This is a genomic window from Vibrio sp. OPT41 (genome assembly GCF_015163595.1).
Classification (GTDB): Bacteria; Pseudomonadota; Gammaproteobacteria; order Enterobacterales; family Vibrionaceae; genus Vibrio; species Vibrio alginolyticus.
The window spans coordinates 59,856-84,107 of the sequence record NZ_JADDYH010000029.1 but is presented as its reverse complement, the minus strand read 5'-3'; the positions used below and the strand labels follow the sequence as shown (position 1 = coordinate 84,107).

Here is a 24,252-nt window from a genome sequence, read left to right as displayed (position 1 = left end):
GAATGCACTAGCGCCATCTATAACATTTAGTTACATATTTTCTAATATGTGAAGTTAATAGTATCTCTGCCAGCTTGTCACTATCCCAGAAATAATGGTGTTGAGATGATCAAGCTAAGCACAAAACGACTATAATGTTCTAATACGTGTACATTCAAAGAGATAACATGAAGATATTACTCACAGGTGGCACTGGGTTTATTGGCTCGGAGTTGCTCAAGCTGCTATCAACTCACCAGGTTATGCTACTTACACGCTCTCCAGAGCGAGCAAAACAACGCCTACAGCATGCTGATCTGGGTAATATCGAATACCTTGACTCGCTCGAGTCGTTCGCCGATCTAAATCACGTTGATGCCGTCATTAATCTTGCAGGTGAGCCTATTGCGGATAAAAGGTGGACCAGCGAGCAAAAAGAAAAAATCTGCAAAAGTCGTTGGAAAATTACCGAGCAAATTGTTGAGCTGATCCACGCAAGTACCGAACCTCCCTCTGTTTTTATTAGTGGCTCGGCAGTTGGCTACTATGGTGATCAACAAGACCATCCGTTTGATGAGTGCTTACATGTTAATAGCGACGACTTTCCTCACGAGGTTTGTGCAAAGTGGGAGCAAATAGCCAAGCGCGCAGAGTCGGAACAAACACGGGTTTGTCTACTGAGAACTGGCGTGGTACTCGGCCTTAATGGTGGTGCGTTGGCAAAAATGCTATTACCTTACAAGCTTGGCGTAGGCGGCCCACTTGGGAACGGTAATCAGTACATGCCTTGGATTCACATCCTAGATATGGTCCGCGCCATCATGTACTTGCTTGAAACACCACATGCCCACGGTGCATTCAATATGTGCGCCCCCCATCCTGTGACTAATCGTATATTCAGCGGCACACTAGCTAAAACGCTAAAACGTCCGCATATCTTGTTCACGCCTAAATGGGCGATGGAACTCCTAATGGGAGAATCTTCCTGCTTATTGTTTGATAGCATGAGAGCCAAACCCAAAAAACTCACCGAACTGGGCTTTAAATTTAGCTACTCCAGAATAGAGCCAGCACTCAAGCACTTGCTTCATGACCGGAGCTGATGAATGATGGCTCTAATCAAGGTTTCTGAGTCTTAAATTAAATTATGAAAAAGTCGATTCTTATTACGGGTTGTTCAACCGGCATCGGTTACGTGTGCGCTCACGCCCTACAAAACAAGGGATTTAATGTCATTGCATCTTGTAGGAAAGAACAAGATGTCCAGCGCCTAATTAATGAAGGGCTAACCTGCATCAATCTAGACCTAAATAGCCCAGAAAGCATTTCTTCGGGCGTGAAGCAAGCGCTAGAGTTAGCAGAAGGTAAGCTTTACGCAGTGTTCAATAATGGTGCCTATGGTCAGCCCGGAGCACTGGAAGACTTACCCACCGAGGCTCTTCAAGATCAATTTCAGACCAACTTTTTTGGTTGGCACCAGTTGGTCAGAGAGGTGCTTCCTCATATGCGCCAGCAAGGCGAAGGACGCATCATACAAAACAGCTCTGTTCTTGGTTTTGCCGCAATGAAATACCGTGGTGCCTATAATGCATCAAAATTTGCCTTAGAAGGCTGGACAGATACGCTCAGGCTAGAGCTTGCGGATACGAATATCAAAGTGGCATTGATAGAACCAGGACCGATCGAAACTCAATTTAGAAACAATGCATTACGAGCCTTTGAGAAGTGGGTTGATATTGAATCTAGCCCCCATCGTCATGCTTATGAAGGACAAAGAGAGCGACTCAACAACGACAAGTCTAATAATCGATTTGTTTTGCCTGCAGAGTCTTGCATCGCACCAGTTCTTCATGCATTAACTAGCGTTTCACCGAAAATTCGTTATCGAATTACTACACCGACTAAATTATTCGCAGTCTTGAAAAGACTATTACCAACCCGTGTACTTGATAAAATTTTGCGACAGGCTGCATAAAAAAGTTTTGTCGAAATGTAATTTCACCGTAACAATGTGATGTCATTATGAACATGTAGGTTAAAAAAACCTCAACTAAACGAATCAATTTCTACGCAATTCAGCGGGGATTCTTTCGCCCAAAGTGATTGAGTTGCTTAGATTTGGTATCGCCACCCATTACGTTTTGTAGCAATGTTTATACTACTGCGAGGCAACAATGACATTAAATCAGCTTAACTGGCTTAGTGTGGGTGTAGTGTTGACCATGTTCATCCTATTTTGATACCGCACTAACAAATAGCATTAGAATTGCGCTGCTTCGGCAGCGTTTTCTTTTTATCTAACACCTGAGCAGCAATAACCTCACTCTATTACCTCACGTTTTCTCAAAATAGAATGATCATTATTGATGGTGAATGTCGCTTGAATTTCACCTAAATCAACTCCATATCTAATATCAACGACAAGACACAAGGCAAGGATACTCTGATGCAATCCCCATTTATCGTTGAGATAACAGAACAGAACTTTCGCGAAACGCTTGAAGGATCAATGAACACGCCCGTTTTGATCCACTTTTGGGCCAACGCTCAGCCAGAAAGCGCACAGATACTCCCTGAGTTGCAATCTCTTGCTCAACAGTACAACGGTGCATTTACGCTTGCTCTACTAAATTGTGAAGATCAGCCCGCTTTAGCGTCTCAATTTGGCGTGCAAGTATTGCCAACTATCGCGCTGTTTATAAATGGTCAAGCCGTCGATGGTCTGGGAGGCCCCCAGCCAATTGATGCCATTGCTACCATGCTACAAAAGCATTTGCCAAGCCCAGATGAACAACTATTAAAACAAGTCAGTGAACTTCTTCAGCAAGGTGAGCATGCTCAGGCTTTGAGCATCATCCACACTTTGCCGCCAGAGCTGCAAGAGCGTGGTGATGTGAAACTCGCGATGGCTGATTGTTTGCTAGAAACCAAACAATTTGATATTGCCCAAGAACTACTGAACGCTATCCCTCTCGAGTATCAAGATAACTACTACAAGAGCCTAATAGCCAAGCTCGAGCTGCATTTGCAGGCTGCAGATAGCCCTGAGTTACAGCGACTAGAACAAGCATACGCAGCAGACATGGCAAACTTCGAACTCGCTTGTGAATTGGCGGTACAATACAACCAAGTTGGTCGGGATGAAGAAGCGTTGGAACTGCTGTGGAATATTCTTAAAAAAGACTTGGGCGCCCAAGACGGTGACGTGAAGAAGACTTTTATGGATATTCTCAGTGCGCTAGGTCAAGGTAACGCATTAGCAAGCAAATATCGTCGCCAGCTTTACTCAATTTTGTACTAAGCGCCGCATTCTTCTAGGAATAAGACAACAAAGGCCGGGATTTCCGGCCTTTGTTTTTTGTTAGAAGTCGCTATACAACGTTGGTGCTGCTGGCGGATACTCTATTGGTTGCCAACGATCATTAAAGGTGTACTTGGCATAAAGCATGAAATGGTTTGGTGTATAAAACTCAGAACGTTGTACATCGACTAACGCACCAAGATACCAACGTTTGCTGACTCGCTTTTCTACCGCCGCTTGCAACGACGTACCAAAACCACCACCTTTGTCTGACTCCGCTACTGTCGATAAGTATGGCGCGTCTTCCTTAGTCCAAGAGTTAGAGACGGATGCACTCAATTGATATGACCAAGAACTGTTGTATCGGCCATAAAAGTTGATAGGTAAAGACACCGAGAAGTAACTTTGCGGGCTGTAGTAGCCACCGTGACCTAGCGTGTACTCACCCAGATTTTTGTCGTAATCAAGGTAAATTAAGTTTGTACCTATACTTAAACGCTGGTCATCCGTTGCAATTAACTTGTAGTACGCTCCACCTAGCACGCCTAAACGAGTGTTGTCCTCAACCTTTTCACCAGTCAAAACATGATACTGCAAGCTACTCCAAAAACCGTAAGGGCCACCAATGTCCCAACTTGAGCTCAACTTCACACCAGTACGAGCAACTCCGCCCCATTTAGTCCCTTGAGGGTCAGTCGTGCCGCTAGGGACAGACATTCCAGCATAAGAAAGCGCGCTACTGGTCTCAGGGCGACGCGAAGCTTCTGCCGTCCAACCGAACTCACCCAGGTCCCCATTGATGCGCACACCACCAACCCATGTGGTATGGTCGAAACCAATTGGTGTCGTGCCGATATCGACCAACCAATCTTCAGCCTGCCAGCCCACTCCAAATGCCATACCTGATGCGTCATTTTGGAACGAAGTGCTGTCAGAATCGGTGGTTTTTTCATAATAGTCCAACTGACCTGAATCGATAGAAACATAATCGGCTTTTAGCAACAGGTGCCCATCCCAGCTCTCTATCGGGATTCGGGCTTCTATGGGCACTTGATTCGAAGTATTACGGCCATCTCGTGCACTGTAATCCCAGCCAATCATGACATGCCCATCACTCCGATCATGCAGTTTATCGATGTCCGATTTGACGTTACGAGTCAACCAGTAGTCGTCAGCAGTATCATATAGCTCGCGTAAGCTTAGGGGTTCTTTTTTCGCCTCTTCAGGTTCACGATTTTTATCCATTCGGTCACGATTTAAGGCTTGATAGGCGCGTGTTTCAGCTAACGCCCACTGTTGATTTTCCATTGCTATAGACATGCTATTGCGAAATGCTAATGCGTCAGCATCAGGCATCGCATCCAACAACTGATTTAGCGCATTAGCGTCATTTCGATAGCCTTGTTGATTAAACACCGCGGCCACTGTCATCAACTGTGCCGCAGTTAAGCTATCGCGCTTTTTATTCAAAATGAGGTGCATGTCGTGATACGTCGCTTCATACCCAGTCAAAGCACTAGCTTGCAACATGCCAATTTCTGCTTGAGTTTTAAATGGCTCAGGCTTTAAAGAAACTTGTTCATACAAATCCAACGCAAGCTTAGGCTGTTGATTAACCAGCATCAGATCCGCTTGACTCAACAGTCGACGGGTTTTGAGTTCATCAAGCTGTAATGCTTCCGAAGCACTTAAATCTTGTGTTGCGGAATTTAATGCTAAGTCCGCGTACCAACGGTCAAAATCTTCAAAGTGATTCAAGCTTACCATCATGCTGCCGTAAGCCAGTTTGTCATCGGTTGACCAATCTTCTGAAAGCGAAATGTTTTGGAAAATCCTCTCAGCTTCCTTAACTTCATCAATGTCTAACCACGCACTCACTAGACGAGCGAGCGGTTGAATTTGACCTTGATAATCCGACTCTAGCGCACGTAATGTCGCCATTACTGATTCGGGAGAAGCTAAGTAACGCGTTTGAATGTCTCTCAACTGAGCATCAAGCTTCAAGCGGGTTAAATTGCGCTGCATTGCGTCTGTCATGTCATGTTGTGCGATACTCTCTAGCTCAGCGATGGCCTCATTCACGTTGAAGTCCTGCGCGAGATAAAGCGCGTAAGCAAATTTCATTTCAGGGTCATTACTAGATGTAGCCCAATCGGACATCAGCGTATCCGCGCGTACTTTGTCGCCCATTGAATGAATAACATCAGCAATATCAAGCCTTAACCATGGGGAGGTTGGCTGTAGCGCTATCAATTCCTCTACGGACGCTTTCATCGTTGCCTGATCATTTTGAGCGATTGCGATCCGCAGACGAGTCAAAATAACTTCCGACTTGATGCTCGCTATTTTTTCAGCGACCACTTTCTGCTGTTGGGCTGAGTAACTGCGCGCGAGTGCTTCCGCGCCAGACCAATCTTGCTGCTGAATACGAACATCTAAGCGACCACGCAATGCAGAGCTATTGCTGCTATCCAGTTGCAAAGCTTGTTTGAAAACCTTCTCTGCCGCGGCATAATTTTCTTGTACCAGATACAAAGAGCCTAATGATGAATAAGCATAAGGTTGGGATTTATCTACTTGAATCGCTTTTCGATAAGCGCTTTCTGCTTGCTTAAACTGGCCTTTTTCGACCAAGGCATCACCTTGATCAAGATACGCCCAATATTGAGAAGTCTCGATTAGCGCTGCCCATTTTGAGGCCGAGTCAGGATTATGATCTAAGTGCTGAGCCTGTTTAAAGTATCCGAGCGCTTTTTGTTGCTGCCCTCTACGTAGATAAACCTTACCCATAGCACCAAGCAATTCAGGATCTTGCGGACGAGTCGTCAACGCATAACGCAGCTGAGCTTCTGCTTGGTCGGTTTTATCTTCCTCGAGCAACGCTAACCCTTTGAGCTTGGCGAGATAAGTGGGGTCTTTGCGTAGTTCCTTTTCCTTTTTCCAGCGATCTTTCGCGCTTTGATTCGCTCTTTGTATCTCCATGTCAGACGGGTAGTAGCTAGCTAAGATGGCATATTGCTGAACAACTTGATCTGAAATAGGCAATTGATCCAATGCACGCAACCACGACGTTGCCGCATTTGTTCCAACCGAAGGAGCAAGCGCTAACTTTTTATAGGTATCGAGAATCCATGGATCAGCAGGATTCTCTTTGCGAATGTGGTTGGCTAACGCGAGTTGAAAAGACGGAACAGTAGGATAATTTGCATTTAAACGTTCCAGTCCCTGTTTTACCGAGCTCCAACTGCCTGGCAAATTACTTTGCAACTGTAGGAATTCCAGTTGTAACGCTGGTGATGGCATTCCATTTGGGAAAAGGGCTTTGTAAGCTTGAATCGCTTCATCGTAACGACCAGATTTTGCAAGCAACTGAGCGCGCTGATAATCCGCTCTTTTCTCTCCCTGAATAGCCATAATCGATGACAAGTTTTTCGCTTGAGTCGAATGAGGCGCCTGTCTGATTAAGCGCTCAAATACCGGTTTTGCTAATTCTGGCTGCTTACGTTTCAGATACATATTCGCTTGATAGAAAAGCCCCGTTGGATTGCTTTCTTCAATCGCGAACAGCCTCTCCAGAGTACTCTCGACAATATCATCTCGGCCAATCGCGTCCGCCAGTTTTAGCTGCTCAACCAACCACTCAACCGAGTCAACTCGTGCTAATGATGTGGAAAATTGAACCAGCTCGATAGGCTTGTAGACCTGTGCGAGCTGCGACTTTGTCAGAGGTTTTGAACTAAAGCTTTCTGCATGCACAGTGCCGACGCCACCAGTCGCCAAAGCAACCAGTGGAATCCACCATAACGCGCGTCCTGTTACTGACATCTCTCGCTCCATACAGGAAGCAATTCACCTTGCACACCAAAACGGTAACGTTCTTCATGCCAACCAAGCCCAAATAGACTTAATACGTTGTCGTAATAATGATCGTTTTTGTCCACCACAAGTTCATTTTGAGCACGACGAAACTGCGTCTCCAAGAGCGTAGATTCACCAGAAGCCGCGAGTAACGGAAGAGCCGCAGCAGAAAAACCTGCGCTTCCTGCTTGGGTATATTTACCCGTTTCAGTATTTACTTCTCTCGCTGGCGCACCAAGGGCTTTGGTTGCCGCGACAAACGGCTGCATTTTTTGTACTAATACTGCTTTTTCTGAAACTTGGTCATTTAGCATACCCGCCCAAAGATAAGTGCGGATGGCGTTGTAACTGCCCATCGGCCCTGTAACCACATCTGAGCTATAACGACCATTTCTCAATACTGCCCAGTCTGGGCTAAAGCCAGCTGGCATCGTTTTCTCTAGCATGTGAACACTTGCCTTATACATTGAGTCCCAGTTGTATTGCGGGTACAGCGACTGCATACGAGCAATCAGTTGTAACGGAACATAACTCGGATTCACACGGTACTGGCCGTCGGCATCAAAGCCCGTTGGAGCTGGCAACAATACCGTTCCAACTCCCGCTATGTTGACGGTTTCTTCACGTAAAATACGACTCGCGATCAGATGTCCAAGGGTCTGATAGTAGTAGTTATTCCATAATCTCCCCGCCTCAACAAGGGAGTAAGCTATCCACAAATCAGAATCTGACGCTGGGTTAGAATCCAAGACTCCGAACTGACCATTTTCTTTTCTTCCCCACAACCAAGCAGGAAGCCTTGCCGTCAAATCCCCACCAGCCAAATGTGATTGAGTCCATTTTAAAACCTGATCGAAGGTTTTAGGGTCATTGGCAACCAAGGCAAAGAACAATGCGTAAGATTGGCCTTCCGAGGTTGTAATCATACGCTCGTCACTGCCATCAACGACTCGGCCTTGCTCCATGTATACCGACTTAAATGTTTCCCATTGTGGCCACTCGCAGGTGTTAGCCCACAAGTAAGGAGACACGAACAACATAAGGAACGAGATGAGTTTTTTCATTATTCCTCTTCCTCAGTTTTTTCTAAACGTCTAGACGCGACTTGACGTAATACGCGCCAAAGCACAATGGTTACGATCACCACTAGCAAGGCGGCAAAGCACGCAACGATGACTGGGTGATTAGAGAAGTGATACCAAACGAGCTGCCACACAGGAAGCTTACCGACATAGTAGTGCGAACCCACGTTGTAGCTTGCTACTTCGTTATTTCTCAACGTCACCACCGAGCCAAACATGTGCTCCACTTTACCGGAGTCAGCCAACGCGCGATCAACCGACGAAAAATCTGACGGGTGAGCCGCCATAATAGAAATGACGCTGCGTTTTTTCGTAAATGGCGATTCTGCACCATAAATAGCAGCAAAAGAGCCTTCTGCCTCGACAGAAACATAATCTGCGGCGGCTTGACGAGCATCACTTGGACTCATCCAGTTCATTCCGAGCTGCTTTTCATTTTTGCTTGGTAGGCGAATTTGTCTCTGACCCTCTTTAACCACTAAGTTAACTTGGTCAGGATTATTAGCGGCTTCTTCTAGTGCATCCACAACACCAATCGTCAGGATATCTTTATTTTTTAGTTGCTCAGCATTCCATTTATCTGTCAAAAGCACCTGAATACCTGGGTACCCAGAGTCACGTCCCAATGACCCCATGACGTTTAAGAAGGTTTGCAACACTTCTTTTGGAGCACTCTCTGGAACAACAATAGCAGTTTCTGACAAATCAGCCATGCGAGTGTAAGGAAAACCGGATGTAGCAAAAGCGCGCATGTTCGGCATTTCGATGTAGTGGGGGAAACCACTAAAATCAATAGTAGAATCACCATCAATAACCGCGTATTGCTTACTTGGCTGCGTTACCTGGCACTGCCCATCGGTCACCGAAGCAAAGCCAAATTCGAACTCGATTCGGTTTTGACTACCCACCTTAAAAGCCGGAATGCGAACAAACGTATCACCACTTAGAATGCCATCATCTAACAAAGGAACACGTATACGGTTAGATTCTCCACCTTGACCTTTTGTGGTTAGGTTGAACGCCTCAATGAATTGGTCATTAATACTCAAAGTCAGACGAGAGCCGGAATGATCCGCAGCAGGCGGTGAATAACGATAGTTAAGATCCATCGGTATACCACGGCTTTGCCAAGTAAAGAGATCGGGTGGTAAACGCAAACTTACGTTGATTGGTGGAGGCGTTCGGCCTTCCACTTGCAGCATGCTTTTTTGTTCGACTAACTCAGACAATGCAACAGGACGAGCCGTACTCACCCAGTTTGGCGCATCGTACGGGACTCGTGGTTTGATTTGTTTGACTTCATTAATCTTCGCGATTGGTCCAGTAAGAAGTTGGTTTCCCAACGCCAAACCTTGCACCGCAATGTTAAGCTCCTTACTGTCACGGCCTGTCACCAGAAGAAGCTTCACGTACGGGTCTGTTGGATGAGTGATGACTTGAAGACGAGGGCCATCCGTGTCTGGAAAATCTCTCAGAAACTCAGGTTTGTTGTCATTGGTAACAAAGACAATGGCGTTGCGCTTAGGTAACGTGTCGACACTAAAAGGGAATTGAGCACCACGCCAACCCGCAAGAGCACCAAAGTAAGAGCTCAAGACACCGGCAGCCTTGACATCATCTAAATCGTATTTGCTACCCATCACGACAGGCAGATTTAACTGGCTGAAATCACGGACATCAAAAAAAGGAGCCGGTAACAAACTCAAGTCACTTTCCAGCACTGTCTTTTGAGCAAGCATCTCAATTCGACTACTTTGGCTAATCTCAGCCCAAATGCTCGAGTCATTGGGGTTAGCACAGTCTTTCTGAGTATTCCCTATTAACTCAAAGCGAATTTGGTTGTAATTACTAAAGTAACGAGTGTCCAGCGGCATAGATAAGCTCAACTTTTTGCCTTGCTGGCCATCGACGATTGACGCTACTCCCATAAGTTCGTTGTTCAAATACACTTTGACGTGAGAAACCAAAGAGAGCAACGCTGGCGAAGGTGTGATATCAAAGTGCAACGTTGCTTTAGATACCACCTCATCGAGTCGCGAACCGAAACCAATATAAGCACTGGCCTCACTACCTTGGATAGCAATTGAACCACTGTAACCTAATTGACTAAATGGGATGACGCGCTTAAACACGGTCGAATCTTCAGCATCTTGCTGTGCCAAAGGCGTTGCTTGTTGCTGACTTACTTCTTGTGCCGCGAGACTGCACGACATACACATGAGAGTGATAGCCGTTGTCAACGCTGTTAGTTTTTTATTATTTAGCATGACTTGAGGTCCTGATTGGGACATAACGAGGTCTTAGTGACCAAATAAATTCGATACAAAATAAAAGTGCATCCACACTGACCTGAACAAACTTAGGACAATGTTGCAGCAAGCGTTTGTATCCATTAAAGCCGACTTGCAGTACAGCCTGCATACTCGATAGAGGTTTATCTGATTGATAACCTTGTTGCCATTTCGCCCATGTATCTGCACGTGCAAATGTACATTGGACGTATTGGATTCGTTGTTGATGAGACAATTCGTTGAGTTGTAAACCAAATATCCCCTTATGAGCATAGGCAACCGTCATAGGGAAGACGAATTCTTGGCCACCTCGATTGAGGATCACTTCTAAGGTTTGACCGAGTAAGTAAGCACAGGTTGGTTCATCGACCCCGTCAATTTCTATGCGCACGCCCCCCAAAGAGAAATCCTTCATCTGCGCTTGTATTAAATGCCCAGAATTAAGCCTAACCGCGACAGGAATCGCCACCTCTACTCGGTGATCTTTTCGCACTTGTTTAGCTTCTACTGCAACCGCAACGGCAGCACCTAAAATCAACAGGTTGTACATCGTCCATACGAGATTCACGATAACTGTACCGATTTCATTTTGAGGCCCCCACCCCATTCGGTAAGTCCCTACAGCGAAGCCCAAAATGTTGAGTGCAACCAAAACCAAATATGGTCGAGAGATAACCCAATCGTAGTGAGACTTTTCAACCAAACCGCCTTTTGCCGTTACGTTGAATGTCCCTTTATGGGGCGCAAACAAAGCCACCGTTGTTGGCCTTGCGATATACCAAGCAAGCACGGTTTCGTATACCTCACCCCAAAACGAATAACGGTAGTCACCCTGCATACGAGAGTTGGTCATGCTGGCGTGAATCATGTGGGGTAATACGTACAAAATGATCGCCAGCGCTGGTGCATAAATCACGTAGGAATGCAGCAACAAATAAGCCAAGGGTGCGATCAGGAATACAATCCTCGGGATACCAGATAGAAAGTGCAGCATGGCATTGACGTAACAAAGCCGTTGAGAGAGCTTAAGCCCCTTTCCAGTCAATGGATTATCTACCCTAAATATCTGCGCCATCCCGCGAGCCCAACGAATGCGTTGCCCAACATGTGCAGACAATGTTTCTGTCGCCAAACCAGCAGAAATCGGCTGCTTAAGATATGCAGAACGATAGCCTAAACGGTGCATGCGCAGAGACGTGTGCGCATCTTCCGTCACGGTTTCGACTGCAATACCACCGACTTCCTCTAAAGGCTCTCGACGTAAAATAGCGCACGAGCCACAGAAGAAAGTCGCATCCCATAAGTCGTTACCATCTTGAATCAGGCCGTAAAACAAGTTGCCTTCGTTTGGCACGTTACGAAAGTTCGATAAGTTACGCTCAAAAGGATCCGGTGAGAAAAAATGGTGCGGCGTCTGAATAAGCGCCAACTTTGGATCTTTCAGGAACATCCCCATTGTGAGCTGAAAAAATGCTCGTGTAGGAATATGGTCACAGTCAAAAATCGCAACAAACTCACCGCTGGTCTGCTTCAACGCATAGTTAATGTTACCGGCTTTCGCATGTTCATTCGTTGGGCGGCGGATGTAGTTCACCCCTACACTTTTGGCGAAATCTCGGAAGCTATCACGCTTGCCGTCATCCAGAATGTGGATGTTAAGTTTGTCTTTCGGCCAATCGACACCTAACGAGGCATAAACCGTCGCTTTCACAACATCGAGATCTTCGTTGTAAGTAGGGATCATCAAGTCAATGGTTGGCCAAGTTGACTGATCCGGTGGCATCGATACTGGTTTGCGATTCAATGGCCAGATATTTTGGAAATAGCCAAGCATCAGCACAATCCAAGAATACGTCTCAGCTAGAAGTAAAACGCCCCCTAGAAACAAAGCAACAGGATCGTCCCAGTTCAGGGTAGACGAATAACGCCACCACAAGTATCGACATGAGGCCGTAACCGACAAGATGATCAAAAGCATGGTAGGAAAACGACCCGGCATGCGACGGACCATCATCGCTAATGCCCAGAGTAACAGCACAAAGACAGTCTGAGCCTGATAACCAAATGGCACCGTAAAACAAAGCAAAGCGATTAACACCACGAAAAACAACAAGGTGTAGTTCAACGCCATCGCTGACTTACTTGCTTTAATACGCTCTCGAACTTGTGGATCTTTGATGTTGTTCGCTGTCTGTTCTAACCAGCGGACGCCTTTTGCAACCAATTCAAATGGCAAGTAGAACGCATTGCGAATTTGCTCGGCTAAAGTCATCGCTAAGCTGCTGGTTTTTTTGGACCATGCTGTATTTACGTTTTGCCTGAAGCAAAGCAACCACACGCTTTGGATAATAAAACGTACAGGATCAAACCATCTTGGCGCAGCAAAATTAACGTTTGGATAGTAAACCAAAGGCAGTTTCCATGAGGGAACACCCGAAATAACCGGCTTTAAAAATACAAAACTCAATGAAAACCAAAAAGACAAAGCACACTCACCAACCCAGTTTGTTTTACAATTCCAGGCTTGCTCGTAAGCGTTCTTCTGCAGTCTGAATTGATCCACTACCCAACGTTGGAAAATCAGATTAAGACTTCGCATAAATTAGCTTTGGTCCTGAGCGCTTGATAACGCTGATACACACCAAAAAGCAAAAGACTGAAAATCTTTTGCGGCTTGGCTCGATGGCGAATAGTGTTGAACGGTCGTCAGGTTTGCCACACATTCAAGCAATGCCGTATCTCGATGAATCGAAACAGGAATCAAGGATTCGCTAAGTTCCTTTTTCAGCACCAACATGAAATCACGACCAATTTCGGTTTCTGGCTGATATTTATTCACCAAAAAACGTAATTTGTCAGAGCGAAGCAATCTCGATAGCTCTTCATGTTGTAGCCAAGATTGAAGAGTGAGATAACTCAAGGCGTCTGCCGTTACCACCACCACAATCATATCCATTGAGTCGACAAAAGATCGCACTTCAGGATCAGTAAGCTCTGCTAAGTCGGCGTGAAAAAGCAGCCACTGTTCACCACGGTTTTCGCTCACTTGCAACGTCGTTTCACCTAACATTGATAGATAGTGAGAACGCTCATTAAAAAACGCTTTTAACTGCTCAGAATTCAGATGGCCAAACGGTAAAAAAAGTGCACCTTGTGGGCTTTCATAACCAGCCTGGGTCCAAGGCTTATCTAAAAGAAGTTGTTTCGCCCAGCCTCCTTGCTCTTCCCTCGGCAAGCCAAGATGAGCTTGCAGTAAACTATTAGGCACCACCTCAATGGCCAGTACCTGTTTATTTATCTTAACTAACGCTTGTGCCAAATTCGCAGCGACGGTCGTTGAGCCACAACCGCCTTTTAAACTAACAAATAGAAGGCGCTTCATATCGCTTCCGTTTCTGAATTTTTCTGCGTATTACGTACCAAAGATAGAACATTACGAGCACCGTTGGCTTTGAAGACTTGCCACTTATTTTTAACTTGTACGTAAGACTCGTTTTCTGTTGTTTCAATATACGTGTATTGAGTTAAGTTATAAGAAGAGTAGATCGAATTAATATCTTTTGCAGACTCAGTCATAGAATTTTTCACAATGTAACGGAGCTTAAACTGAGATAACAGCAATCCCGCCACTATCATTTTCAGTATAAATTCCATTGTTAAAAAATTGACGCATCGACCTATGCGTCTCATATTTATAGAACGATGATGAATGTGAATAAGTTTATTTATAGCCCATATAAATAACAAAGGCCTAAATAATATTTAACTTCAGAAAAAAGGATTACAATAATGAATTGTTACCATCCATTTAATACATATAAGAAATTTAAATATTTTAAATGAGAATCATAGACTTAGAGACTATTGATTTTAAACTCATAAACATCATGTGAAGCACATGCTATAACTATTTTAATTTCTGATCAATTTCGTTTAATATCTTAGCGTCATTTTCTTGTCACTAAGAAAATCAAAATTGTAACGATTAGCATACAACGGATTGTGAGCTTCGCAAAACACATTAAGTTATTGATTTAAGGCTCTTTATGTCATCACTCTCTGAATCATCTGCTATTAAAAACGAACGAGAGATAAACTCTGTTTATGTAAACTTATTTACTCATAAACAGATGCTTATTGATTATTTGTTCAGTACACTACCGGAAAATGACAACACTTCACTTACAAGCTTTACAGACAAAGAAACTTTTTTGTCCACATTGAATGATGAAGCCTTAATGAAATTCAATGACTTATCTAAAACCTACCTTGAACAGTGTTTTTTTCTTAGTCATAAATTCACAAAAAAAACGCCCAAAGCTATAAATCTTGCTAAAGACATTCACAAAACGAACATAAAGAAGTTTTCTACATGTCTATTAGTTGTTCCAGACTCGCTACTATCATCAACTAATGATGATTTTATAAGTGTCTTTCTACAAAGCTTAAATGAGCTGGCAAATAATAAAAAAATCACTATTAGTGTTTGTATATATGGGCATCTGACGACTTCACTATTAAAGCCCATTCTTATTTCTCACAATAGACACATTGCAGGTTTGGCGACCATGACATCATTAGATGACGCTCGCTACTGCTATCTTGTGGATTTTTGGTCCAATAAACACGGTGTAATTACCCAACACGAATACATTCTCACTAAAACTAAAGATAAAACACTAAAAGCAACGTCTTACGAAACGCATCCATCTCATGTCATGCCAGAAGACAAATCGGATAGTGATAGAATCTATGTCAGCAGAAGAGCTTTCAGAGAAAGCGTGAAAGCCCCAAAAGGGATGCGTGTGGCAGAGAGCAATCAAGGACTCATAGCGATGCTAGACAACCCTCGCTCTTCAACGATTATTTTCAGCTGCGATAACCAAAGCGAAGTTCAACAGATCGCGTTAGATTGCTACCGTTTAAGGTCCGCATATGGCCGTCGACTAAAGATTATTGTCAGGGAGACCCAACAATGTCTGAGATATGCAGATGAAAAGTTCTTGCTTCGCGCGGGGGCAAACTTCATTTCTCACGCGCAAATCCCCCACATGCGCTTTATGACTCAGGTTGAAGCAATTCAAGGCCAAATGCTTACACGCCCAATTCCTGAAAGTTTAGAGGCGCTCTTAAAATATGACTTTGAGTTTGGTAGCAAAGGCTACTTACAAAACCAGGACTTTAGCCAATACTGTATTGACGTCATTTCCCACTCAACACACTCAAATGTGAACTTTGCGCTTATCAAGCTGAACTTATTACCAGGTATGACGGCAGAGGAATGTTTACGTCTTTGCCATATTCGAAGAGATGGCGACGTTGTGACAGCCTGCAACAAAGCTCTATATGTCTTGTTCAGTGCTATTCGACATAGCGATATTGATATTGCACTCAACAATATATTTGAGTTCCCAGTGAGAGACTTATTTCATTCAACTCACACGTTTGATACTCAATTAGATATCGAAACAGAGTTAAAATTCATCGTTCAAGATGAAGCCGTCATATCCGACGACGTTTCAGCTCTGGCGACAGAGAGGAAAATATTCCATACCGCCACTAACTCCATTACTGATGTTCCTCCTTTGTTTGCTGTGAAAAAAACCATCGAGCTCAAGGAGCGTTCATGAATATTAACGATTTTTTACTGACCGTGATTATCAGCTCAGGTATTGGCCTACTCCTAGGATACTTTATCCGTGACCTAGTAAACGCTACCCGACGCTTTTACCACAAGCACTTAAAACGCTCGCGCTATTTTGAGCTAGATACATCAGCCACTAACACTAAGAAGCTTAAGTAATGATATCGCATTCTCATGACTCTACCCCCTCCACTATAGGATTGGGCTGGTGGAATATTTACTTTATCGCAAAAACAGCGCTCTATTTTCAAGGAATCATCGATTTCCATCCAATGGAAAACTTTGCGCTGTTGATCTTCATCCTGCTTCCTATCTCGATGAAAAGCCTAAATGCGGTACGTCATATCGTTGTATTTGTCGCCGCAGCGTGGCTCTTGCATTATGATTCTTATCTCCCTCCTCTAGACCGTCTTTGGGCTCAAGCGGGACAGTTAATGCAGTTTGAATTGAGTTATCTGGTCGAGCTTTTGGGACGATTTTTATCATTCCAAGCAATACTCGGATTGCTCGCTTTGTGTGGTGCGTACTTTATTTTGAGCAAGTTTGTTAGGGTTTCAGTCTTTGTGGTTATTGCGATGGTCTATATAAGTATGCCAATGACGACTGAACCTCAGACAACAGTGGCTGCAGAAGTAACTCAACAACAGCCGACAAACGAGGTTACTGCTGGCAAACAACCTCAAATAACGGAAATTAATGATGCCAGTCTCAACACGTTAACTGCAGATTTCTTTGCTAAAGAAGCTTCCCGACGTGTGGCATTCGATACAAACAGCGCAATGGATGCTCCTTTTGATTTGCTGTTCTTGAGTATTTGTTCGGTCGCGTGGGATGACATCGAAATTGCAGGACTGGCTGATCATCCGCTGTTCAAAGAGTTTGACATCATGTTCGACAATTTTAGCTCCGCTACGTCATACAGTGGGCCTGCTGTCATTCGTCTGTTACGAGCCAATTGTGGTCAACAGGAACACAGTCAACTGTTCCAGCCAGCAACATCAAAGCAGTGCTACTTGTTCGAAAGTTTGAAAGAGCTAGGCTTCACAGAAAATTTACTGATGAACCACAATGGTGTCTTTGATAGCTTCCTTGAATTGATCAAAAAAGACGGCGACTTACAAGCGGCTCTTATGTCTCAAGAAGACTTAACTCCTTACCAAAAATCTTTTGATGGCTCTTCGATCTTCCGCGATAAGCAAGTATTGGATAATTGGTGGCAGCAAAGACTTAACAGTAGTGACGACAAAGTCGTGGCACTCTACAACTCAATTTCACTACATGATGGCAACAGGATCATCAATGCGAATTCAAGCACATCTATTGCTAGCTACAAAATGCGCCTTGAGAATTTGCTTGATGATCTCCACGCGTTCTTTAAAACCTTAGAGTCCTCAAAACGCAACATCGTTGTCGCTTTGGTACCAGAACATGGTGGTGGAATGCGAGGAGACCGCATGCAAATTTCGGGTATGCGAGAAATTCCTGCACCGACAATCATTCATACACCGGTAGGAATTAAAATCTTCGGAGAAGGAATTCAGCGTCAGGGCGACACCGAACACGTAAGCGAGCCATCTAGCTATCTGGCATTGTCGCAGCTCGTTTCGAATATCCTGGATAAAAACATTTATCAAAGTAAGACGTTTAGCCCTTCAATATTGACAGAGAACCTACCAGAAACACGAGTTGTCGCGCAGAACTCAGGCTCTACTGTGATTGAAGTACAAGGGAAGTATTATGTTTCTCTTGATGGTTCAAGTTGGATTGAATACCCCGCAAAATAGCGAGAGTAAAACCATGCCATGACAAAGGCCGGTGTTTCCGGCCTTTGTCATATAAAAAACCAATAACCTCTCAAAGGTCTCAGAACTTCAATTGTCTATTGTCTATAAATAGGTAAAAATGGATCGAACATTATGCACTTAAGGGAATAACTCATGCCAATTGATTCACTGATCACCATCGGTATTTTCGTCGTTCTTGCTGTCGTTATCTTATCTTCAGCCATTAAAACGGTTCCGCAAGGAAACAACTGGACAGTTGAACGCTTCGGACGCTACACCCACACATTAAAGCCGGGTTTAAACTTGATCATTCCATTCGTTGATAAAGTTGGTCAAAAAGTAAATATGATGGAGCGCGTTCTCGATATTCCTGCGCAAGAGGTCATTTCAAAAGATAACGCTAACGTGGTTATTGACGCTGTCGGATTTGTTCAAGTGATCGATGCTGCCAAAGCGGCTTATGAAGTCAACGATTTAGAACACGCTATTAGAAACTTGACCCTTACCAACATTCGTACCGTTTTAGGTTCAATGGAACTGGACGAAATGCTGAGCCAACGCGACATGATCAACTCTAAGCTGTTGGCGATTGTTGACCAAGCAACAAACCCTTGGGGCGTAAAAGTCACACGAATTGAGATTAAAGATGTCCAGCCACCAGCCGATCTGACCGCTGCAATGAATGCGCAAATGAAAGCCGAGCGTAATAAGCGTGCGGAAATTCTTGAAGCAGAAGGGGTTCGCCAAGCTGAGATATTAAAGGCCGAAGGTCATAAACAATCAGAGATATTAAAAGCTGAAGGCGAAAAGCAGTCTGCTATTCTCCATGCAGAAGCACGTGAGCGTGCCGCGCAAGCAGAAGCAAAAGCGACTTACATGGTTTCCGAAGCCATTGCAAAAGGTGACATGCAAGCCGTCAATTACTTCATTGCACAGGGTTATACCGAAGCGATCAAAAGCATTGGTCAAGCCGAAAATGGTAAAATCATTATGCTTCCATTAGAAGCAACCGGACTAATGGGCTCGGTTGCAGGGATAGCAGAAATGTTTAAACAGCAAGATAAAGAATAATTTATGGACTTTTTTAGTTTGTTGGAAGGTATCTCTTTCTGGCATTGGCTAGCGTTTGGCTTTGCTCTTTTAGCAGTTGAGCTACTTGGTACCGCAGGGTATTTTCTCTGGCTCGGGATGTCTGCACTTATCGTTGGAGCACTCATGACCGTTTTGCCAATGAGCTGGCAATTGCAATGGCTTTGCTTTGCAAGCTTCAGCTTAATCACCACCTGGCTTTGGTGGCGACGACAATGGTCTAAAGACAAGCAAGAAGACCAAGAAAGAGATCTGAACCAAAAGTACAAGCAGTTAATTGGGCGTACTCTTATCCTTGAAGAAGACTTTTCCGTCGGGCTCAATCGCATCAAGGTAGCCGATACCACATGGTCCGCACAATCGGATCAAGCACTTCCAGCCGGTACCCGCGTAAGAATCACCGATGTTGAAGGTATTATTTTAATCATTGAGCCTGATTCAAATTAATTTATGCCAAAGTAATGGGGCAAATCATGCTCCATTACTTTAATCTAAACAACTGCTTTCATTTCATTACCTTAATTAAAATCGAGAAAAAAATAAGTATTAGTAATATTATTAATACCCTACCTACCATTTCCTATTATTTAATTATTCAACACACGACAATCAATAAGATAGAAATATATCTAGGTAAATTATCGATCTAAATTTATTTTAAAAAATAAAACTTTATTGAATTATTTTTTGATCTTTTTATCCTCGGATACATACTTAACGCATAAGCATTTAAGTTGAGTGCTTTTTATTTGGTAAGTAAGAGGATGTACTATGAATAAGCTTCTCTTTTTAATGATGTGCGGTATTTTTTCTTTTTCTTCCTTTGCCTACAACAACGGAAACGGCGGTACAACTAATTTGGGACCTATAGTCGAATGTAAGATGCCAAGTGGCGACATTACGAATATTCCAAGTGAAATGTGTCGATTTAGAGGTGGGGAATGGGAATAGTAAAGAAGTAAGAGCTTAGTTTGATATAAGAGCCCTTTTCAACCTTACCTTTCTGCGTAGTCACGGTTTATACAAGTACGTAGATATTTAAAGTTTATATTGAGGTGATGATTATGAGATTTTTATCTGGTCTATTAGTAATATCTTTTGCCATAATTCCGTTAACCACTCATGCTAATGGTGCATCCGGTGGTCGTACGATAGGCCCAGAGATAAAGTGTGAGTTGCCAAACGGTAATGTACATATGTTGCCACCGTTATATTGCAAAATATACGACGGCCGAGAAGTGAAATAGAAAAGGAGCCTAGCGGCTCCTTTTATTATTTCACTAAGTATTAGTGGAAGCTGTAAGGGATAAGAACTTGTAGACGTAAGTCTGTTTCATCCGCATCGCCAGCACCTGCGTACTCATCACGTTCTAGGATTGTACCGTGTAAACGAATGGTAGAACCTTTAAGCGCGCCACTTTGTAGTGAGTAAGATACTGTTGCGTTAACTGCGTATTCGCTTTCGTAATCCCAGTCACCTGATGCTCCGCTTGCTGCAGAGTCAGCGCCAGTACCGTAACCAAAGCCTAGGTAGTAGTTCCAGCCGTTACCTTGGTTGTAAGATAGACGGTTGTACCATGCTAGCTCACCCGCTTTGTTCCAGTCAGATAGCGCGTCCCACCACTGAGACCAAGTACCATTGTTCATACCATATGTATGAATAGTACGAGGAACGAAGTCCGCACGGTTATCTGTGTCTGTGTAGCGCAACTCAGACATCCAAGCTAGCTTGCCGAAAGATTGATTCAAAGATAGACCAGTGTGGAAACCTAGACCATCGTATTTCACATCATCGTCAACACCGTAGAAATCAAATGCTAGAGTTGTACGGTCACTAACAGTGTACTTCAAGTAAGCCTTGTAAGAAGTGTTGTCAGTTTCGTTGTGGTAGCTAGTTACTTGACCTGCACCCCAGTCAACACCATTTGCATATTGAACGCCAGTAGCTTGACCCAAACCAAGTTGCATAAACAAGCTGTCAGTTAGGTTACCGTTTAGGCCTAGAGAGTGTAGGTAGCTCCATGAAGTGTCAGACCAAAGCGCTGGTGCGTAATCATCTTCGTGAAGCAGCCAAGGTGCTGTAAATTGGTCTGCGCCAAAGTAGCTTAGGTTGAAATCACCAAGTTTAGCGTTCAGTTCGAAACCACGGTAAGTACCAGGTACAAAGCTCCAAACGTTACCGATTGTACCGTTACCACCAGCCTGTAACATACCAAAACGAGCATTAAAGTTTTCGTTTGCTTTGAATTTCAGCGCTGCTTTGTAAACTTTAAGCTGCTGACCATCACCTGCACCCCAGTCTAGGTTGTTACAAGTTGAGATTTCGTTACATAGGTAGCCTTCGTTTGAATTGTAAAGACTATCGTTGTAAAGATCGCCAGAGTAGTAAGCCGCAACATCTGCGCCCACCCAACCATCGTGGTAGCCAGAAGTGAAGTCTAAAATTGCGTTGTAAGAAGAGTAGTTTAGACGACTCCAACGGTCACCATTTTCACCGCCGGGCTTACCTGTTGTACGAGTTCGTGAACGAGTATCAACTATGAATAATGCATTCAGACTTGAGTCTTGCATAAATTCGTTCACTTTCTCTACGTACTCGCCACCTGCTGCACTTTCAGTAGACGCTGTAGCTGGAGCGACAGCAACAACACCAAACATTGCTGCGGTTAACGCTGAAACCTTAAAAAATTTGTCCATGGAAAAACTCCTAAAAATGGATATAGCTGTATTTTTCTATCTCACCTTTAGTTGGCCGCCGAAGGAGAGAAGTAAATTCCTGATCAAACCTCATTATTTCTAATTTGGCTTTTTTTAGTTCCTGCATACACACCGTGTATCCACGTGATTAAGACTAACTTCGCAGCTAAAAACATCCAAATGGAACTTATTTTTTTTCTAAAAAAATATGAGCCACTCCAAAGTTCCATATAACTTATTGATCCAGATCTTATTTTTAACAACATCAACACAACACAACAAATTGTTATTTAAAATCAAACACTTAAATTGAACTTGAAAGTATCAACTTGAAGTCACTCGCAGACTAAAAAAGCCAAAAAAACCAATAACCCAAGGTTCGATCTTGATCACTGAAAAGAACAAAGGCATCAATTACTCAATAAAAAAACACTTAATTATGAACAAGAAAAAGCCCCGCATGCTTAGCATACGGGGCTTTTAGTTATTTTTTAGCTTTTTTGAGAAGACTTAATTCATCAGTTCGAGTAAGTCTTGTTCTGTTTTAATTTCGATACCCAGTTCTTGTGCCTTTGCGAGCTTCGAACCTGCATTTTCACCAGCAAACAAAATATCGGTTTTCTTAGAAACACTACCCGTCACTTTAGCCCCCAGTGCTTGGAGGGCTTCTTTGGCTTCTGTACGCCCCAGTTGAGAAAGTGTTCCCGTTAATACTACTGTTTTACCTTCTAATGGTAATTCCCCCACCTGCTCAGTAGTATTAATCTCTGGCCAATGAATTCCTTGTTCAAGCAAATCTTTAACCACCGCTTGGTTCTGTTCTTCACTAAAGAAAGTCGTAATATGTTGAGCAACCACAGCACCGATGTCTTGCACTTCAATCAACTGCTCTTCGGTAGCATTTTGGATCGCTCCCAACGTTTTAAAGTGCATTGCTAAGTTTGCTGCGGTTGCCTCGCCAACTTCACGGATCCCCAGTGAATACAAAAACCGAGGTAAAGTTGTTTCTTTGGATTTTTCTAACGCATTCACAATATTCTGCGCAGACTTTGGCCCCATGCGATCTAGTACGGTTAAAATCCCCGCTGATAACTTAAATAAGTCAGCAGGAGTTTTCACCATCTCACGATCAACAAGCTGCTCGATCACTTTATCGCCTAAACCGTCAACGTCTAACGCTTTACGAGAAACAAAGTGTTTTAGCGCTTGTTTGCGTTGGGCTTGGCAAACTAAGCCCCCCATACAACGTGTTACCGCTTCTCCTTCGATCCGCTCAACATGCGAACCACAAACAGGACACTGAGTTGGGAAAACAATATCTCGAGCTGTTTCTGGTCGACGCTCTTTGATGACAGATACGACTTGCGGAATAACATCGCCAGCACGGCGGATCACAACGTGATCACCAATCTTGACCTGCAGACGTTCTATCTCATCTGCGTTATGAAGCGTCGCATTACTTACCGTTACCCCGCCAACAAATACAGGCTCTAGCTTAGCAACAGGTGTAATCGCACCAGTGCGACCGACTTGGAACTCCACTTCATTCAGTGTCGTCATTTCTTCCTGAGCTGGAAATTTGTAGGCAATCGCCCAACGTGGAGCGCGAGCAACAAACCCCAGACGCTCTTGCACGGCAATATCGTCAATTTTAATAACGACACCATCGATCTCATAAGGGAGGGCATCACGACGCTGCAATATATCTTGGTAGTAAGCTTTTACATCCGCCAAGCTTTCAACTCGCTTAGTTTCCGGACACATTGGCAGTCCCCAAGATTTGATTTGCAAAAAGCGTTCGTAATGACTTGCTGCCAATTCTGCGCCTTGCACCACGCCTACACTGTATGCATAGAAGCTAAGCGGACGAGAAGCCGTAATACGTGAATCCAATTGTCGTAAGCTACCTGCCGCAGCGTTACGTGGATTAACAAAGATTTTCTCGCCTTTCTTCCTTGCTAATTCATTGAGCTTTTCAAACCCAACTTTCGGCATAAAGACTTCACCACGAACTTCAAGACGATTTGGCCAGTCATTACCTCTGAGTTTTAAAGGAATGGCTTTAATCGTACGCACATTCTCTGTGATGTTTTCACCCGTAGTACCATCGCCTCGAGTGGCCGCTTGAACTAACACGCCATTCTCATATAACAAACTTACGGCGAGTCCATCCAATTTAGGCTCACAACAGTATTCTTTCACACTCTGGCTGCCCACGCGCTCTTGTGCGCGCTTGTGGAAACTATCAAGTTCACTATCATCAAACGCGTTATCAAGCGAAAGCATCGGTACTTCATGTGTCACTTGGCTAAACGCAGAGAGAGGTTGTCCACCGACACGTTGGCTTGGCGAGTCTACGGTTATTAAGTCAGGGTTCTCAGCTTCAATATCCAGTAACTCTCGCATTAAACGGTCGTACTCGGCATCAGGGATCTCTGGGTTATCTTCCACGTAGTAACGCACAGCGTGGTAATGCAACGACTCTTTTAGTTCTTCTAGTCGCTGAAGTACTGATTCAGACATAGTA

General features: G+C 43.9%; 17 protein-coding genes. 9 read left to right on the top strand and 8 right to left on the bottom strand.

What is annotated here, in order from left to right:
• The first annotated feature begins 167 nt into the window (after positions 1-167).
• The 3 genes from IQP38_RS13205 (at position 168) to IQP38_RS13195 (ending at position 3,280) form a co-directional block, all read left to right on the top strand.
• Complete coding sequence (locus IQP38_RS13205; RefSeq protein WP_005382076.1) at positions 168-1,082, top strand: TIGR01777 family oxidoreductase; 915 nt, start codon at positions 168-170, stop codon at positions 1,080-1,082.
• Positions 1,083-1,126: 44 nt separating this feature from the next.
• Complete coding sequence (locus IQP38_RS13200; protein ID WP_025766996.1) at positions 1,127-1,954, top strand: SDR family oxidoreductase; 828 nt, start codon at positions 1,127-1,129, stop codon at positions 1,952-1,954.
• A 471-nt stretch (positions 1,955-2,425) separates the two neighbouring features.
• Positions 2,426-3,280, top strand: a complete 855-nt coding sequence (locus IQP38_RS13195) for a co-chaperone YbbN (protein WP_005388628.1) — start codon at positions 2,426-2,428, stop codon at positions 3,278-3,280.
• 60 nt (positions 3,281-3,340) lie between these two features.
• On the opposite strand, the gene IQP38_RS13190 is transcribed toward IQP38_RS13195, so the two are convergent.
• The 6 genes from IQP38_RS13190 to IQP38_RS13165 are packed head-to-tail and all read right to left on the bottom strand — an operon-like array spanning position 3,341 to position 14,087.
• Complete coding sequence (locus IQP38_RS13190) at positions 3,341-7,105, bottom strand: cellulose synthase subunit BcsC-related outer membrane protein (protein WP_193837651.1); 3,765 nt, start codon at positions 7,103-7,105, stop codon at positions 3,341-3,343.
• Positions 7,096-8,202, bottom strand: a complete 1,107-nt coding sequence (bcsZ, locus tag IQP38_RS13185; protein WP_005382071.1) for a cellulose synthase complex periplasmic endoglucanase BcsZ — start codon at positions 8,200-8,202, stop codon at positions 7,096-7,098. The genes IQP38_RS13190 and bcsZ overlap by 10 nt, the downstream gene beginning before the upstream one ends.
• Positions 8,202-10,487 (bottom strand): cellulose biosynthesis cyclic di-GMP-binding regulatory protein BcsB, encoded by a 2,286-nt coding sequence (gene bcsB / locus IQP38_RS13180; protein WP_193837650.1) that lies wholly within the window; start codon positions 10,485-10,487, stop codon positions 8,202-8,204. The genes bcsZ and bcsB overlap by 1 nt, the downstream gene beginning before the upstream one ends.
• Positions 10,477-13,110, bottom strand: coding sequence for a UDP-forming cellulose synthase catalytic subunit (gene bcsA / locus IQP38_RS13175; RefSeq protein WP_193837649.1), 2,634 nt, complete (start codon positions 13,108-13,110; stop codon positions 10,477-10,479). Before bcsA ends, bcsB begins: the two co-directional genes overlap by 11 nt.
• Before the next feature lie 3 nt (positions 13,111-13,113).
• On the bottom strand, positions 13,114-13,893 hold the full coding sequence (gene bcsQ, locus IQP38_RS13170) for a cellulose biosynthesis protein BcsQ (RefSeq protein WP_025767000.1): 780 nt from the start codon (positions 13,891-13,893) through the stop codon (positions 13,114-13,116).
• On the bottom strand, positions 13,890-14,087 hold the full coding sequence (locus tag IQP38_RS13165) for a hypothetical protein (protein WP_021034149.1): 198 nt from the start codon (positions 14,085-14,087) through the stop codon (positions 13,890-13,892). Before IQP38_RS13165 ends, bcsQ begins: the two co-directional genes overlap by 4 nt.
• 470 nt (positions 14,088-14,557) lie before the next feature.
• On the opposite strand from IQP38_RS13165, the gene bcsE reads away from it, so the two are divergent.
• The 6 genes from bcsE (at position 14,558) to IQP38_RS13135 (ending at position 19,979) form a co-directional block, all read left to right on the top strand.
• Entirely contained in the window at positions 14,558-16,141 is a 1,584-nt protein-coding gene (gene bcsE, locus IQP38_RS13160; protein ID WP_193837648.1) for a cellulose biosynthesis protein BcsE, read from the top strand.
• Entirely contained in the window at positions 16,138-16,314 is a 177-nt protein-coding gene (locus tag IQP38_RS13155; RefSeq protein WP_017819966.1) for a hypothetical protein, read from the top strand. Before bcsE ends, IQP38_RS13155 begins: the two co-directional genes overlap by 4 nt.
• On the top strand, positions 16,314-17,939 hold the full coding sequence (gene bcsG, locus IQP38_RS13150; protein ID WP_193837647.1) for a cellulose biosynthesis protein BcsG: 1,626 nt from the start codon (positions 16,314-16,316) through the stop codon (positions 17,937-17,939). The genes IQP38_RS13155 and bcsG overlap by 1 nt, the downstream gene beginning before the upstream one ends.
• A gap of 153 nt (positions 17,940-18,092) precedes the next feature.
• Entirely contained in the window at positions 18,093-19,010 is a 918-nt protein-coding gene (locus tag IQP38_RS13145; protein ID WP_005382060.1) for an SPFH domain-containing protein, read from the top strand.
• 3 nt (positions 19,011-19,013) lie between these two features.
• Positions 19,014-19,475, top strand: coding sequence for an NfeD family protein (locus IQP38_RS13140; protein ID WP_017634826.1), 462 nt, complete (start codon positions 19,014-19,016; stop codon positions 19,473-19,475).
• 324 nt (positions 19,476-19,799) lie between these two features.
• A complete protein-coding gene (locus IQP38_RS13135) occupies positions 19,800-19,979 on the top strand; it encodes a hypothetical protein (protein ID WP_054576689.1) in 180 nt (59 codons plus the stop codon).
• 336 nt (positions 19,980-20,315) lie between these two features.
• Here the strand turns inward: IQP38_RS13135 and IQP38_RS13130 are convergent, their stop codons facing one another.
• Together IQP38_RS13130 and ligA are read right to left on the bottom strand one after the other, a co-directional pair.
• The gene (locus IQP38_RS13130; RefSeq protein WP_005382055.1) at positions 20,316-21,725 is read right to left on the bottom strand and encodes a hypothetical protein; all 1,410 of its coding nucleotides are present in this window, start codon (positions 21,723-21,725) and stop codon (positions 20,316-20,318) included.
• 510 nt (positions 21,726-22,235) lie between these two features.
• On the bottom strand, positions 22,236-24,248 hold the full coding sequence (ligA, locus tag IQP38_RS13125; protein ID WP_017634827.1) for an NAD-dependent DNA ligase LigA: 2,013 nt from the start codon (positions 24,246-24,248) through the stop codon (positions 22,236-22,238).
• Positions 24,249-24,252 lie beyond the last annotated feature (4 nt).